15 protein-coding genes are annotated in these 14286 nt (G+C 66.5%); 7 read left to right on the forward strand and 8 right to left on the reverse strand.

The window, feature by feature from the left end; translation table 11 throughout:
* Window positions 1–12: 12 nt before the first annotated feature.
* The 3 genes from AC4ELH_RS26725 to AC4ELH_RS26735 are packed head-to-tail and all read right to left on the reverse strand — an operon-like array spanning window position 13 to window position 2651.
* A complete protein-coding gene (locus tag AC4ELH_RS26725) occupies window positions 13–1869 on the reverse strand; it encodes a fatty acyl-AMP ligase (protein WP_448448705.1) in 1857 nt (618 codons plus the stop codon).
* Between the two features lie 9 nt (window positions 1870–1878).
* A complete protein-coding gene (locus AC4ELH_RS26730) occupies window positions 1879–2322 on the reverse strand; it encodes an SRPBCC family protein (protein WP_448448703.1) in 444 nt (147 codons plus the stop codon).
* Complete coding sequence (locus tag AC4ELH_RS26735; protein WP_064878118.1) at window positions 2319–2651, reverse strand: ArsR/SmtB family transcription factor; 333 nt, start codon at window positions 2649–2651, stop codon at window positions 2319–2321. The genes AC4ELH_RS26730 and AC4ELH_RS26735 overlap by 4 nt, the downstream gene beginning before the upstream one ends.
* A 104-nt stretch (window positions 2652–2755) precedes the next feature.
* On the opposite strand from AC4ELH_RS26735, the gene AC4ELH_RS26740 reads away from it, so the two are divergent.
* Both AC4ELH_RS26740 and AC4ELH_RS26745 read left to right on the forward strand, forming a co-directional pair.
* Window positions 2756–3526: a DUF899 domain-containing protein gene (locus tag AC4ELH_RS26740; RefSeq protein ID WP_064958769.1), complete on the forward strand. Its 771-nt coding sequence runs from the start codon at window positions 2756–2758 to the stop codon at window positions 3524–3526.
* A gap of 44 nt (window positions 3527–3570) precedes the next feature.
* Window positions 3571–5133 (forward strand): class I adenylate-forming enzyme family protein, encoded by a 1563-nt coding sequence (locus AC4ELH_RS26745; protein WP_448448702.1) that lies wholly within the window; start codon window positions 3571–3573, stop codon window positions 5131–5133.
* On the opposite strand, the gene AC4ELH_RS26750 is transcribed toward AC4ELH_RS26745, so the two are convergent.
* Both AC4ELH_RS26750 and AC4ELH_RS26755 read right to left on the reverse strand, forming a co-directional pair.
* Entirely contained in the window at window positions 5120–6331 is a 1212-nt protein-coding gene (locus tag AC4ELH_RS26750) for a cytochrome P450 (protein WP_448448700.1), read from the reverse strand. The two genes, AC4ELH_RS26745 and AC4ELH_RS26750, sit on opposite strands and share 14 nt — an antisense overlap.
* A 35-nt stretch (window positions 6332–6366) precedes the next feature.
* Entirely contained in the window at window positions 6367–6741 is a 375-nt protein-coding gene (locus tag AC4ELH_RS26755; RefSeq protein ID WP_448448699.1) for an NYN domain-containing protein, read from the reverse strand.
* A gap of 92 nt (window positions 6742–6833) precedes the next feature.
* Here AC4ELH_RS26755 and AC4ELH_RS26760 point away from each other — a divergent pair, with 92 nt between their 5' ends.
* The 4 genes from AC4ELH_RS26760 to AC4ELH_RS26775 are packed head-to-tail and all read left to right on the forward strand — an operon-like array spanning window position 6834 to window position 10645.
* A complete protein-coding gene (locus tag AC4ELH_RS26760; RefSeq protein WP_448448697.1) occupies window positions 6834–8108 on the forward strand; it encodes a GTP cyclohydrolase II in 1275 nt (424 codons plus the stop codon).
* A complete protein-coding gene (locus AC4ELH_RS26765; protein WP_498887733.1) occupies window positions 8105–9322 on the forward strand; it encodes a URC4/urg3 family protein in 1218 nt (405 codons plus the stop codon). The genes AC4ELH_RS26760 and AC4ELH_RS26765 overlap by 4 nt, the downstream gene beginning before the upstream one ends.
* Window positions 9323–9332: 10 nt before the next feature.
* Entirely contained in the window at window positions 9333–9962 is a 630-nt protein-coding gene (upp, locus tag AC4ELH_RS26770; protein WP_055114326.1) for a uracil phosphoribosyltransferase, read from the forward strand.
* 56 nt (window positions 9963–10018) lie between these two features.
* Window positions 10019–10645 carry a CPBP family intramembrane glutamic endopeptidase gene (locus tag AC4ELH_RS26775; protein ID WP_448448758.1) on the forward strand — a complete coding sequence of 209 codons (627 nt, stop codon included), beginning with the start codon at window positions 10019–10021 and terminating at the stop codon, window positions 10643–10645.
* A 4-nt stretch (window positions 10646–10649) separates the two neighbouring features.
* Here AC4ELH_RS26775 and AC4ELH_RS26780 read toward each other — a convergent pair whose 3' ends face one another.
* From AC4ELH_RS26780 to ripD, 3 genes are all read right to left on the reverse strand, one after another.
* Entirely contained in the window at window positions 10650–11432 is a 783-nt protein-coding gene (locus AC4ELH_RS26780) for a hypothetical protein (protein WP_448448693.1), read from the reverse strand.
* 40 nt (window positions 11433–11472) lie between these two features.
* Window positions 11473–12549, reverse strand: a complete 1077-nt coding sequence (locus AC4ELH_RS26785) for a M48 family metallopeptidase (RefSeq protein WP_498887735.1) — start codon at window positions 12547–12549, stop codon at window positions 11473–11475.
* 76 nt (window positions 12550–12625) lie between these two features.
* Complete coding sequence (ripD, locus tag AC4ELH_RS26790; RefSeq protein ID WP_064879784.1) at window positions 12626–13255, reverse strand: NlpC/P60 family peptidoglycan-binding protein RipD; 630 nt, start codon at window positions 13253–13255, stop codon at window positions 12626–12628.
* 346 nt (window positions 13256–13601) lie between these two features.
* Here ripD and tenA point away from each other — a divergent pair, with 346 nt between their 5' ends.
* Window positions 13602–14285: a thiaminase II gene (gene tenA / locus AC4ELH_RS26795; protein WP_498887736.1), complete on the forward strand. Its 684-nt coding sequence runs from the start codon at window positions 13602–13604 to the stop codon at window positions 14283–14285.
* Window position 14286 lies beyond the last annotated feature (1 nt).

Below are 14286 nucleotides of genomic sequence, written 5' to 3' on the forward strand. Positions count from 1 at the left end.
CGCGGCGAACGGTCACCGCACGCCCAACGTGCCTTCCAGATACTCGCCGCGACAAGCCACGCGGGCCAGCTTGCCGCTGGTGGTCCTCGGAATCGCGCCTGCCGGCAGGAATCGCAGATCCGCGACGGTCAATCCGTGTCGGTCGGCCACTGCCGCGCGGATGGCCGCACCGGCTTCCTCCGGATCGGCCTGTTTGGTGCGGGCGGCGCGTTCGGCGATCACCACCAACCGCGCACCGTCCCCGTCGCCGTCGGGAGTGACGGTGAACGCCGTGACATAACCGCGCCGGACCAGTGGCGACGCGTCCGCCACGGTGGCCTCGATGTCCTGCGGGTAGTGACTGCGACCGCCGATCCGCACCAGGTCGGCCATCCGCCCGGTCACATAGAACTGCCCCTCGAAATACACCCCGAGATCGCCGGTCCGCAGCCAGGTGGCGTCCTCCGGCAGCCCGGCGGCGTGACTGCCGGAGGCGAGACGCGAATGCAACGACACCCCGAACACCTTGCTCGTCTCCTCGGGGCGGGCCCAGTAACCCCGGCCAATGTTGTTGCCGTGCAACCAGATCTCCCCGACCGCACCGTCGGGAACTTCCGCGGAGGGGCCGTCGGCAGTCGCGGGGTCGACGATCACCGCCCACAAGCTGCGGGCCGGATGACCGCACGACACATGTGGGACGGCACCCTCGGCGTGGGCGTTGACGCGGACGGCCCGACCCAGGGTCAGCTGTTCGCGGTCGAAGTAGACCACCGACGACTGCTCGCCCGGACCGATCGTCGAGATCAGCAGCGTCGCCTCGGCGATGCCGTAGGACGGCTTGAACGCTGTGGGCGGCAGCCCGTACGGCGCGAACACCTCGTTGAAGGCCGTGATGACCTCAGGGATTACGGGCTCGGAACCGATGATGAGCACCACATTGCTCAGATCGACGTCCTCCCCCGCGGCGGGAACGCCGCGCTGCGCGGTCCATTCGTAGGCGAAGTTAGGTGCGGCGGTGATCACGCGGCCGTGTTTCGAGGCGTCGGACATCGCACGGATCCATCTCTGGGGCCGGCGGATGAACGCTGTGGGTGACATCAGCGTCGAGTGTCCGCCGTAGACCGCGGGAAATCCGATCATCGACAGGCCCATATCGTGATAGAGCGGTAACCAGCTGAGGCCGTGGGTGTTTCGGTTCAACAGATCGATGGACAGGATCATCTGCAGCAGGTTGGTGCCGACCGCGCGGTGGGTGATCTCCACCCCGACCGGCGGACGCGTCGAGCCCGACGTGTACTGCAGGTGGGAGATGTCGTCGGGATCGACCGAGATCGGGGTGAAGGTGTCCCCCGCCGAATCGGGAATCTCGTCGATGAGCTCGACCCGGGGACGCAGCGTATCCGGCATCGTCGCGAGGAACTCCCGTACCGCGGCATCGCCCGCGGCGGTGGTGAGTACCGTGGTCGGCCGGGAGTCCAGCAGCGCGGTCTCGAGGCGTTCGGCATGCCCCTGCAGTTCCGGTGCGAACAGCGGCACGGCAATGTTGCCGGCCTTGATCGCCGCGAAGAACCCGACGACATAGTCCAGCCCTTGGGGCGCGAGGATGGCGACACGCTCACCGCGGCCGGCCACCTGCTGCAGCCGCGCTGCGACGGCCCGCAGCCGCACGCCCAGCTGCGTCCACGTCAGCTCGATGACCTCTTCGGCGGCCTGGCTGTGATCGAGGTAGCGGTAGGCGACCAGGTCTGGAACGTGGGCGATGTTGCGGTCGATCAGCGATATCAGGGTGGTGCCCGGGGGCAGCACGATGCCGCCGTTCTCGTCCAGGCAGTCCTCGATGCGGAGCAGGCCTGCCGGGGCCTCGTACTGAACCTGAGTGCCGCTGTCCATGCCCGCAGTCTAGGTCGCGGCGCCTTCGAGGCGGGCCGCCAGTTGCTCGAACGTGAGGGTCCACCCGCTGTGGAAGTTGTCGAATTCCTCTGGCGGCAAAAGGGAATGCTCGATCGACATCATCGTCTGCCCGTCGCCGGCCGGCTCGAATTCGACGTTGACGATGCTGACCACGGTCGGGTCGGACCAGTCCGAGTTGCTCCAGGTGAATCGCAGCACCCGGGGCCGGTCGATGGTCAGGAACTGTCCGGTGATCAGCACGCTCGAACCGGAATCGTCGATGTCGAAGCGCACGATCCCACCGACGCGAGGCTCGACCGCCACTTCGACGCAGTACACCGGCCGCGGGCACATCCATTCCCGCAGCGACTCGGGGTCGAGCCATTCGTCGAACACCACATCGGGCGCCGCGGGCATCAATCGCCGCACACGGACCGTCGGCGCGTCGGTCATCGGGAATCTGCCTTCCGCCGCAACCGGGCGGCCAGCGCATCCGCGCGACTCGACCAGAAGTCCGTCTGCTCGGTCATCCACTGCTGAGCCATGGTCAACCCGTCCTGTTTGAGCGAGACCCAGTGCTCTCGACCTCGGATCTCGCGCTGTACCAGACCCGCGGCCTCCAACACCCCGATATGGCGCGAGACACCGGCGAAGGTCATCGGCAACGGGGCAGCCAGGTCGCTGATGCGGGCGTCGCCCGCACGGAGTGCCTCCAACAGCCGGCGACGGGTCGGATCGGCCAGCGCCGAATACGCGCGGTCCAGAACTTGATCTTCAACCACCTTGTTGACTATAGCCGCGGACCGTGGTTACCTCGAGGAACATTATTCAACTGATTTGTTGAACGATTGAAGAGCGTTGCAACGGACTGACGACGGGAGCAACCATGAAGAATCCACCGATCGTGCCGGCCGCCGACTGGCAGACCGCACTCGACGAAATGCTGGTCAAGGAAAAAGAATTCACCCACGCACGGGACCGGCTCGCGGCGTTGCGCCGACGCATGCCATGGACGCCGGTGGACAAGGACTACGCGTTCGAAGGCCCCGACGGCAGCGCCACACTGCTCGACCTGTTCGCCGGACGACGCCAGCTGATCGTGTACCGGGCGTTCCTCGATCCGGGTGTGGACGATTGGCCGGAACACGGTTGCGTCGGCTGCTCGTTGATGGCCGACCACATCGGCAACCTGGCCCATCTCAACGCGCGCGACACCACTCTGGTCTACGCCTCGCGCGGGTCCCAGGCCGACATCGCCCGGATCAAGACACGCATGGGGTGGAGTCATCCCTGGTACACCATGGTCCCCAGGCCCGGCGCGGAGTTCGACGTGGACTTCGGGGTCGACGAGTGGCACGGCACCAACGCGTTCATTCGCGACGGTGACCGGATATTCCGCACCTATTTCATCGACAACCGGGGCGACGAGGCTTTCGTCAACACATGGAACTTCCTGGACATGACCGCACTCGGCCGACAGGAAACCTGGGAGGATTCCCCACCAGGATACCCGCAGACCAAGGCATACGAGTGGTGGTCATGGCACGACACCTACCCCGAGCATGAGCCCTCGCGGTGGTTCGGCGATCCCGACCCAGACAACCCGCGCGATCCACGCCCGCCGCGCGACGACTGCGCGGCCTGCGGAAGCCACTGACCCACCGCGGTCAGGCCATCGCCCGCCATTGAGAAGATGGGCGGGTGACGCAACCCCCGCTGACCGTCCCCGCCCTCCTGCGGCACAGTGTCGCCGAGTTCGGTGAGTCCGTCTACCTGACCACCCCCACCGAACGGCTCACCTACCTCGAGGCCGAGCAACGGTCGGCGCGCCTGGCGCGGTGGCTGCTGCACCAAGGGGTGGGCAAGGGCAGCCGCGTCGGCCTGTTCTTCCCCAACGGTGCCGAGTGGGTGACGTGGTGGCTCGCGGTATCCCGGATCGGCGCAGTGGCCGTGCCGCTCAGCACCCTCTACACCCCCGCCGAGATCGCAAAGGTGTTGCGGCTCGCCGACATCGGGCTTCTCATCGCCCCCAACACGGTGCTGAACATCGATGTTGCCGACCGGTTGGAAGCCGCGCTGTCCGAGCTTGTCGATCACTCCGGCAGTCGACTCGCGCTGACCGCCGCCCCCTTTCTGCGTCACATCGCGGTGATCGGCGGCAGCCCCCGGCCGTGGGCGTCGAGCGGGTGCGATGCCGCCGCCGACGTCGTATCTGCCGACGTTCTCGCCGCCGCGGAGACCGAGGTATCCCCCGCCGACCTCGCCATCATGGTGCACACGTCGGGCTCCACGGCCGATCCCAAAGGCGTCCTGCACACCCACGGCACGCTGGTGCGGCAGACCTCGACCTGGACCGCCGCCATCCGAGCGATCACCGGGTCGCAGGACCGGTCCCGAATCCTGTGCGCCATGCCGTTCTTCTGGATCGGCGGACTGCTCGCTGTCACCGGCGCCCTACACGAGCCGGTCACCCTGGTGGTCATGCCGAAACTCGATCCGGAGACTGCACTGGATCTTGCTGAGCGGGAACGGATCACCGGGATCGTGGGCTGGCCGGCATTCACCCAGCGGCTGCGTGACCACCCGTCGTTCGCCCAGCGCGACCTCAGCAGTGCACCGATGCTGCGCGACGGCCCGCTGGACATCGCCATGACCGACGTGCCCGACGGATTCCCGGTGCACCGCACCATGTCTGAGACCGCGGGCGGGTTTGCCTTCACCGACATGGCCATCGTCGACGAAGACGGCTCCCCGGTCGCTTCCGGGGAGACCGGCGAACTGCTGGTCCGAGGAATCGGGGTGATGGCCGGGTACAACAAGCGCGAACGGTCGGAAACCTTCGACACCGACGGCTGGTACCACACCGGCGACAAGGTGTACCGGCGCGACGGCGACCCCCGACTGTTCTACGTCGGGCGAACCACCGATCTGATCAAGGCTGCTGGGGCCAACGTCTCTCCGTTGGAGGTCGAGGCCGTCATCGCCGAGTCGGCCGACGTGGCTCACTGCGTGGTCGTCGGCATCGACGATCCGCAGCGCGGCGAAGAGGTCTGTGCGGTGGTGGTGAGCAACGCGAACCTCGACCTTGGAACCCTGGCCGCCTATGCCCGGGAACAATTGTCGGCCTACAAGGTCCCGACCAGGTGGGTGCTGACCACCGCCGACCGGATACCAACCCTGCCCAGCGGCAAGTTCGACCGGAAAACCCTGCGGCAGCTGGTTGTCGACGGCGAACTGGAGTCCGCCCGCCTCACGCCGCGCTGAACCGCACCGGCATCGAGTGGATACCGTTCATCAGATTCGAACGCACCCGCTCCACCGGCCCGCTGACCTCAAGATCCTTCATCCGGTACAGGATCTCGGGAAAAATGGCTGCCGCCTCCACCCGGGCCAGGTTCGCGCCGAGGCAGAAATGTGTTCCCCCGCCGCCGAAGGCCAGATGCGGGTTCGGGTCGCGGCCGATGTCGAGGCGGTCCGGGTCTCCGAAGCGCGTCTCGTCGCGATTGGCCGAGGGGAAGAACATCGCCACCCGCTCCCCTTCGGCGATGCGCACACCGCGCAACTCGGTGTCTTTCGTTGCGGTGCGGGCGAATACGTTCACCGGGCTGACGTAGCGCAGCATCTCTTCGACTGCGGTCGGGAGAAGTTCCGGATCGGCCGCGAGCCGGACTTGTTCGTCGGGATGCTCGATAAGGGCAAGTGTTCCCGCCGCGACCAGGTTGCGGGTGGTGTCGCCACCGGCGTTGATCAGCAACAGGAAGAACAAGTTGAACTCCAGGTCAGTGAGGCGTTGACCATCCACTTCGGCCTGCAGCAGCGCACTCGCGATGTCGTCGGCCGGGTCGGCACGCTTGCGTTCGGCAAGTGCCGACGCGTATTCGAACATTTCGCCCAACGCCTGCATCGCCGACTCCGTGGGAGTGCCGACCCGCTCCGTATTCATGATTTCGGTCAGCTCATAAAGCCGGCGACCGTCCTCATGCGGGATCCCGAGCAGTTCGGCGATCACATACGACGGCAATGCGCCCGCGACGTCGGACACGAGATCACATTCGCCGCGGTCCAAAACACCGTCGACGATCTCGGCCGCCAGGTTTGCCACTCGAGAATTCAGTCGCGCCACATGCCGCGGGGTGAACCCCTTGCTCACCAGCTTCCGCAAGGCGGTGTGTCGCGGCGGGTCCATCGTCAGCATCATCAAGCTGAGCTGATAGGCCTCCTCCGACCGAGGAACGTCGAGCATGACCCCGGTCTGCTGTGAGGACCACGTTGCACTGTCGCGCGACACGGCGAGAATCTCGTCATAGCCGGTGAGCGCCCAGAAACCCGTATCACCGTACGGGTGCCACGCGACGGGGGCCCGCCGCCGAAGTTCACGGAAAGACTCGACCGGGATACCGGCCTGGTAGACGGCAGGATCCGTCAGGTCAACACCGCTGATGCCGACCGCATCGTCGCCCATGCCGGTGACGGTAATGCAGCAGGGCGCTCGGGTATTCAGAACGAGGCGATCTGGTCCCGGAAACCGGCGGCCGGTCGCACGAGCGCGCCCGCGTCGCGGACCCTCGCGGCCAGCCCGCCATCCGATGTCACGACGGTGATCTCACCGGGTCGCGAATCCGCCTGAACCAACCGCACGATCTCGTCGTCCGCCGAGTTCGCGTGCGCCCGTGGGGCATGGCCGATCTCGATCACCGCAGACTCCATCGGCGGCGACGTGGGCCCTTCGAACACCACCGTGACCCGGTGCCCCCCGGCCACGGCCCAGCGCTCGAGCACCTCGACCAGACCGGCCATCGCGCTGCGGCGATCCTTCCACCAGCCGTCTGGCTTGGATCCGATCACGTTCATCGCGTCCACGATCCACCGCATTCGATCGACGTTACGGGCACACCGCATGCAGAACCTGCCGAATCGGGGTTGACTGGACGGTCTCAGCCGAGCGCGGAGGAAGGGGCACCGACATGGTCGTCGAATCAAGTGGTGCATCCGCGGAGCCGACGAAGGCAAGGCATATCCGGTTGACGTCACACAGTGCCGTCGCGGGTACCCCGACCATTCACTGGGCCGCGCCGACTGCAGCCGAGCGGGGTCCGGTGATCGGTACCACCACCACCCGCGCGCACCGCAACGTGATCGGCACCCACAGTGGCTCTTACAGCGTGTACCGGGCTCTGGCCGTCGCCGCGGGCGCCCTCTCCCCGGAGCACCGTGCCGATCTCACCAATACCTCCCCCACCGATGTGATCGGGCCCTACCCCCAGTGGAGCCAACCCGAGACGATCGTCAGCCTGGATCCGTGGGGCGCGATGGTCTCTGACGCGTTCGCCGCGGAACTGGGCGCCGGCTATGACATCCGGCCGACCATCGCGGTGACCAAGGCCCATGTGATGGTGCCGGAGGTCGCCACCGCCATCGCCACCGGCCGACTGCATCCCGACGGCCAGATACTCCTGGAAAACGGTGCGGCCCTGGTGACGAAGGCAGCCATCGAGCCGGTGTGGTTCCTGCCGGGCGTCGCAGCCCGGTTCGGCTGCACCGAGACCGCCCTGCGCCGGGTGCTGTTCGAGGAGACCGGCGGGATGTACCCCGAACTCGTGACCCGTGGTGACCTCGAGGTGTTCCTGCCGCCGATCGGCGGGCAGACCGTGTACATCTTCGGCGCACCACACGATTTGGCCGATCCGACCGTGGAACTGACCGCCCGGGTGCACGACGAGTGCAACGGTTCGGACGTCTTCGGCTCCGACATCTGCACGTGCCGGCCCTATCTCACGCACGCCATCGAGGAATGCATCGCCGGTGCCCAGCGTGGCGGGGTCGGCTTGGTCGCCTATTCACGCAAGGAGGGCCGCGCACTCGGCGAGGTGACGAAATTCCTGGTCTACAACGCACGCAAGCGCCAGGACGGCGGCGACACCGCCGATCAGTACTTCGCCCGCACCGAATGCGTGGCGGGGGTGCAGGACATGCGGTTCCAAGAGCTCATGCCCGACGTCCTGCACTGGCTGGGAATCCGCAAGATCCACCGCCTGGTGTCCATGAGCAACATGAAATACGACGCCATCACCGGTTCCGGGATCGAGGTCGGCGAGCGGGTCAACATCCCCGACGACCTGATCCCGGCCGACGCCCGGGTGGAGATCGACGCCAAGATGGCCGCCGGCTACTTCACCCCCGGGCCGGTGCCGGGCGCCGACGAACTGAAGATCGCCAAAGGCCGCGGACTCACGCCATGACCACGACCACGGTCGGCGCGGCCGCAGTCGCCACGCTGCGCACGACCACCGCGATCCGCGAACGGGCGCAGCACCTTCTGCAGCGCGCCCGGGTCGGCAACTCCGCCTGGTTCCTGGTGGATGACGATGCTCTGGACCGGGCAGCCGCCGAGGTCGCAGACGTCACCCGCAGCCGCTACCCGACACTCGCCATCCCCTACCACGGCAGGTGGCGTCATTTCGAGGCCGGAGGTGTGGATCGTCGGTCCGAGTTGGACTCGCGCACAGCCGATTCAGATGCCGCGTCGCGTGCTCGATCGATGATCGACCTGGCCGTGGTGAGCGTGTTGCTCGACGCCGGCGCCGGACCTGATTGGCACTACACCGAGCCCGGCACCGGCCTTCGCCTGACCCGCTCCGAGGGCCTGGGGGTCGCGAGCTGGCACGCGTTCGGCAGCGGATTGTTCTCGAGCGATCCTGCCGATCCGCTGCGGGCAGATGCCGGCGCACTTCGCGGCCTCGACGACGAAATCCTGGCGGCCGCTTTTCAGGTGGATCTCGGAAATCCATTGCTCGGCCTCACCGGCCGGGTGCAGCTGCTCCGCCGCCTGGGCACCCAATTGGCCGCTCGCCCTGATGTATTCGGGCCGGACGGCCGTCCCGGCGGACTGTTCGACAAGGTGACCGGCCCGACGGTCACGGCCCACGACCTACTCTCGGCGGTGTTGGACGCACTATCGGGAGTGTGGCTCACCGACAACGCCATCGGCGGTCAACCACTCGGCGACTGCTGGCGGCATCAGGCGACTCCGGGCCCCGGCCTGTCACGCGGCTGGATGCCGTTTCACAAACTGTCCCAGTGGCTGACCTACTCCCTGCTGGAACCGTTCGAACGAGCCGGCGTCGCCGTCACCGAACTCGATGCCCTCACCGGCCTCCCCGAGTACCGCAACGGCGGTCTGCTGCTGGATACCGGAGTGCTGCGGTTACGTGATGCCGCGCTCGCCGAGAAGAACTGGGCGGTGGGCGACGAACTCGTCGTCGAATGGCGGGCACTGACCGTCGCGCTGCTCGATGAGCTGGCACCGCTCATCCGCGACCATCTCGGCGCTCCACGACTGCCGCTGGCGTGTGTGCTGGAGGGCGGAACCTGGGCGACAGGCCGCGCGCTGGCCGCACGCCTGCGCGACGGCGCACCGCCGTTGTCCATCATCAGTGACGGCACGGTCTTCTAGGAGCGGCGATATGGGCAACCTGCACGTCATCGATCATCCGTTGGTGCAGCACAAGCTGTCGCTGATGCGGCAGAAGGACGTGTCCACCAAAGGATTTCGCCAATTGCTGAACGAGATCTCGATGCTGATGAGCTACGAGGTGCTGCGTGACATCCCAGTCCACGACGTCGACATCGAGACACCCCTGGAATCCACTACCGGAGCCGTGATCGACGGCAAGAAACTGGTGTTCGTGTCCATTTTGCGGGCCGGAAGCGGCATCCTGGACGGCATGCTCAGCGTGATGCCCAGCGCCCGCGTCGGCCATATCGGCCTCTACCGGGATCCGAAGACCCGCGTGGCCGTGGAGTATTACTTCAAGCTGCCGGGAGATCTGCACGAACGTGACGTGGTGGTCGTGGATCCGATGCTTGCCACCGGCAATTCGGCGGTCGCGGCGATCGACCGCATCAAGGAGTACGCACCGCGCTCCGTCAAATTCGTTTGTCTGCTGACCTGTCCCGAAGGCGTTGCCGCGATGCAGCAGGCACACCCGGACGTGCCCATCTACGCCGCGGCACTGGACCGGGAACTCGACGAGCAGGGCTACATCGTTCCCGGCGTCGGCGACGCGGGTGACCGCATCTTCGGAACCAAGTGACCGCACATCGCTGGGGCGTCGGCGCCTTCATCGCCGTCGAGGCCGTCTATCTGCTCATCTCGGCCGCGTTCGGTATCTTCGCACCCCCGGGGCCGCCGCCGCCCTGGTTGATCACCCTGGCGATCGGGGTACCGACACTCGTCGCCGCGACTCTGGCCGTTGCCATCGCGAAATGGCGCGGCAACGGCCCCCGCATCGACTTTCGATGGCAGTGGTCCTGGCGTGCCGCCGGTCTCGGGTTGGCGTTCGGCATCGGGGGCCTGTTCGTCACACTGCCCGCCGCGTTGCTGTACCAGGCGATCGTCGGACCCGACGCGACCTCCACGGTCGGCGGGGTCTACGAGGGCGTTCGAACCGGCTGGCCGTTGGCGGTTGCCGTCCTGCTCCTGGTCGCGTTCGTCGCACCGATCTGCGAAGAGGTGGTGTACCGCGGACTGCTGTGGGGTGCGCTCGAGCAACGGTGGGGACGCACCGTCGCGGTGATCGTGTCCACCCTGGTGTTCGCACTGGCCCACCTGGAGCCCGAACGGGCCCCGCTACTGCTCGTCGTCGCCATCCCGATTGCGTTGGCGCGGCTCTACTCCGGAAGTTTGTGGGGCGGCATCGTCGCCCACCAGGTGACCAACCTGCTGCCGGGCCTCGTGATGATGTTCGGACTGCTGGGGATGATGCCGGACCGCTGAGGTACTACCTCTTGCGGTCACGCACCTTGTACGTCGAGGGCCACGACATTCTGGATTCATCGCCCACCAAGGGCGTCGCCGATCCACCGACCCGGACGTCGTAGGCTTCCTGCCCGGCGCCGACCTCGCGATTGGCGTGCTCCTGCGCCAGATAGTAGAGCTGGTCGATCTCGGCCTCGGAGAACGCCACGAAAGTGGTTTTGCGCACGATGTCGTTCATGCCCGCCGTCATCCGGTCGGGCAGTACCCGCGAGGCCAGTGCCGCCAGCCCGAGCAGCGTGAACGGGATGACCCAGTAACAGACGAACGACAGCGGCGTCTTGGTGTCCAGGATCGTGGCATCACCCTGCACCAACGGCGGTATCGCCGCGGAGATCGTCATCCCGGCGAACGCGCCCACCCAGATCCAGGTCAGGATCTTCACAATCCGTTGGAACAGATCACTTTCCACAACTCCGGGCGGCTGGCCCGCTGCGGCGAACTCCAGCACGAACGGCTTGCCGATCAGCTGACCGATCAGGGCGACCAGGAAGATCCCCGCGGTACTCAGTGGCTGTATCCAGCGCTCCATCACATCCTGGCTCAGCACCAAGGTGAGGATCGTCAGCACGATGAAGGTCGCGAGTGCACCGACCTCCAAGGTGCGCCCCGGTGCCCCGGAGATCCGGCTGATCGTGAATGTCGCGATGGCCGTGGCCAGCGCCACCAGCACGGCGACCAGGAACGGCACGTTGCCGACGAGAACCCAATAGATGATCCACGGCGCGAAGCCAAACAGGATGCCCACGAGCGCCTAGTCTAGGGGCTTACCGTTGTTCCGACGGCAACTACCCGTCGGTCGACTGTTCGTCACTCAGCCGGGTGTTGCGGCGCCATTCGGAGATCTTGCGGCCCATCGAGTCTGCCGCATTCGTCGCGGCCTGCCCCACTCCGTCGACCACCCCGCCCAAGCCATCCCGGATGCCCCGGATCAGCGGGTCGTTGGACTGGTCGAAACCGTCCTTGTAGTGGCGTGCCGCCGCGCTGACGTCGTCAGCCCAACTCGCGTTCGCATCCTCGGACCGCAGCGGATAGTTGCCGGCCATGATCGCGCCGTATCCGCCGGTGTCGACCCACTTGGTCAGTGCCGCCGCCCGGAGCACCGAGAACGGATGCGTCTGCATTTCCAGATTGAGCAGTTTGAGCACCCCGTCGCGCATGTCGCCGGTCGCGTCATAATCACGGGCCTGGGCCAGGAACGCCTGCGAGTCGAGCTTGTCGAGGTGCCGGCCGGCCGCCAGCTTCAACTCGACCCGAATCGCCATGTCGAAGTCCTGTCCGCACAGCAGGCCCGCGCGATCGCCCGAAAGCTCGGATTTGCGTTGCCATTCCTGCAACGCCGCGACGATCGCCCGCAGCGCCCAGCCACCGATCGGGACGAAGCCGAACGACGAGGCCAACCGCAGCAGGTGGTGGAGCATCGTGCGGTACACGGCATGGCCGCTGAGCGCATGTCCCAGTTCGTGACCGATCACGAAGCGCATCTCGTCATGTGTCATCAGCTCGTACATGCCCGAGGTGATGACGATGAACGGGTCCTCCATGCCGATGCAGTACGCATTGGCTTCCGGCGACTGGATGATGAACATCTCCGGGCGTACCGGAGCGTCGAGCACCTGCACGCACTCGTCGAGCAACGCGTCGAGGTCGGCGAACTGCCGTGGACCCACCCGTGCCGAACTGGCCAGGTACAGCAGCCGGTGCTTGCGTTCGCGCAACATCCCCGACAGCACCTTGAGGACCTGATCGAATCCCTTCAGCCGACGCAGGGCGGTCAGCGCGGTCCGGTCCGCAGGATGCTCCCAGGCACGGGAACTGATACCGGGAAATACGGTCCGCGTGGTCGCAGGTGTCTGGTCTGTCAATGCAGTGCGCCTTCCTCGTCGTCAGCTCAGAGCCTACGGAGGATTGAGCCGCCTCGGACGCACAAGATCTCAGGTGTCAGGCGATGATGCGGACCAGATAGGGCGTCATCCCCTGGGCGCGCACCGGCGTGACCGCGACAGCCGGCTCGGTGCCCTGGATCATCTGGTTGTTGCCGAGGTAGAGCGCCACACTCTGGGTGCCCTCGGGGCCGTAGAAGATCAGGTCACCGGGTAACGCCTGCGCCGGGAGCACCTTCTGTCCGACCTTGTACTGCTCGCCGGACGACCGTGGCATCTTCACCCCGACTCCGCCGAAGGCATACACGATCAGACCAGAGGCGTCGAATCCCACCACGTTCGCCGACGGGTCCGGCGCCAGGCCGAGACCCGGGGTCAGAACCGGAGCGACCGGAGCGGTCACCGCCGGAGTCGAAAGGCCCGGTGTCAGTCCACCACCCACCAGCGGCGGAGTGGCAGGAGCCAGGCCCGCGGCGGCGGGCAGGGAGCGGGCGACGCCACGGGTCGGCCCGTTCACGTCGCCACCGCCGTAGCTGAAGGGCACACCGCGCTGTGACATCGCGCGGGCAATCACCAGATCGACATAGCGTTGGTTGCCGGTCGGGCGTTCGATCGGCGCGGCGCCGGCCAGTCCGGGAGCCGCTACCAGGAATGCCAGACCGAACAGCAGGGCAAAGGTACGTCTCATCGAACATCAACTCTCTCGACCACCGGAGGGTGACACCGACTGCTGGTCGCTGTCAGCCGGGTCAACCATTTGTACCGCTCAGTAACAGGTTTGCCCAATTAGATTGGGGCACAGACTCGATCAGATACAGGACCGTGACCCAACAGTTACCGGAACGGTCCTGGGCGGCCGTTGTGCGGGCCACTTCGGCACCGCCGGGAGCACCGCGCGCCGCGGTGGGTGCCCTCCCCCTCGGCAAAGGGTCGGGGGGAGTTCCGATTTGGCCATGACCGGGGCGAAAATCGTTGTGGTGCAGGCCGGCCGAGAGGGCGCACCACGTTTGCGGATGACCTGACACCATGGTGGCATGCATTCCGACGCGTATCCGCAATCCTGGTCTTCCCGGCTCTGGGAGCCGATCGAGCCGACATTCACCGCGATCCTCGCGCACCCGTTCCTGACCGGCCTGACCGACGGCAGCCTGGACGACGCGGCCTTCGCCCACTACGTGGCACAGGACGTGCACTATCTGCGTGACTATGCCCGCGCGTTGGCCATCGTCGCCGCCAAAGCCCCCACGCTGGCCGACACCGCGATGTTCTCCCGGCACGCCGCCGAGGTCTTCGATGTCGAGTTGGGCCTACACAGCGAGCTGCTTCCCGAATTGGGGCTGGACGTCGAGGCGCTGAACGCGACGCCGATCACCCCGACCACACGCGCCTACACGAGTTATCTGCTGGCCGCTGCCTACAGCGGCACCTTCGCCGAGGGGTTGGCGGCGGTCCTGCCCTGTTACTGGATCTACGCCCGCGTCGGGGCGGCGTTGCTGGATCGGGGTTCGCCCGATCGGCGTTATCAGCGTTGGATCGACAGCTACGGGGGCGACGAGTTCGCCGCCACTGTTGCCGAGGTGCTCGAGCTGACCGATCGGCTGGGACCGACACTGGGCGGGGCGGACGAGGCCGCCGCACGAGCCCATTTCGAGGTCACGGCCAAATACGAATGGATGTTCTTCGACGCGGCGAATCGCCGCGAGCAGTGGCCGATCTGAG

The sequence above is a fragment of the Mycobacterium shunyiense genome (genome assembly GCF_058270075.1).

Coding starts and splice junctions, on each gene's coding strand:
- AC4ELH_RS26725 (WP_448448705.1), bottom strand. CDS start 1,869: ATGGACAGCGGCACTCAGGTTCAGTACGAGGCCCCGGCAGGCCTGCTC.
- AC4ELH_RS26730 (WP_448448703.1), bottom strand. CDS start 2,322: ATGACCGACGCGCCGACGGTCCGTGTGCGGCGATTGATGCCCGCGGCG.
- AC4ELH_RS26740 (WP_064958769.1), top strand. CDS start 2,756: ATGAAGAATCCACCGATCGTGCCGGCCGCCGACTGGCAGACCGCACTC.
- AC4ELH_RS26750 (WP_448448700.1), bottom strand. CDS start 6,331: ATGGGCGACGATGCGGTCGGCATCAGCGGTGTTGACCTGACGGATCCT.
- AC4ELH_RS26755 (WP_448448699.1), bottom strand. CDS start 6,741: ATGCGGTGGATCGTGGACGCGATGAACGTGATCGGATCCAAGCCAGAC.
- AC4ELH_RS26760 (WP_448448697.1), top strand. CDS start 6,834: ATGGTCGTCGAATCAAGTGGTGCATCCGCGGAGCCGACGAAGGCAAGG.
- AC4ELH_RS26765 (WP_498887733.1), top strand. CDS start 8,105: ATGACCACGACCACGGTCGGCGCGGCCGCAGTCGCCACGCTGCGCACG.
- upp (WP_055114326.1), top strand. CDS start 9,333: ATGGGCAACCTGCACGTCATCGATCATCCGTTGGTGCAGCACAAGCTG.
- ripD (WP_064879784.1), bottom strand. CDS start 13,255: ATGAGACGTACCTTTGCCCTGCTGTTCGGTCTGGCATTCCTGGTAGCG.
- tenA (WP_498887736.1), top strand. CDS start 13,602: ATGCATTCCGACGCGTATCCGCAATCCTGGTCTTCCCGGCTCTGGGAG.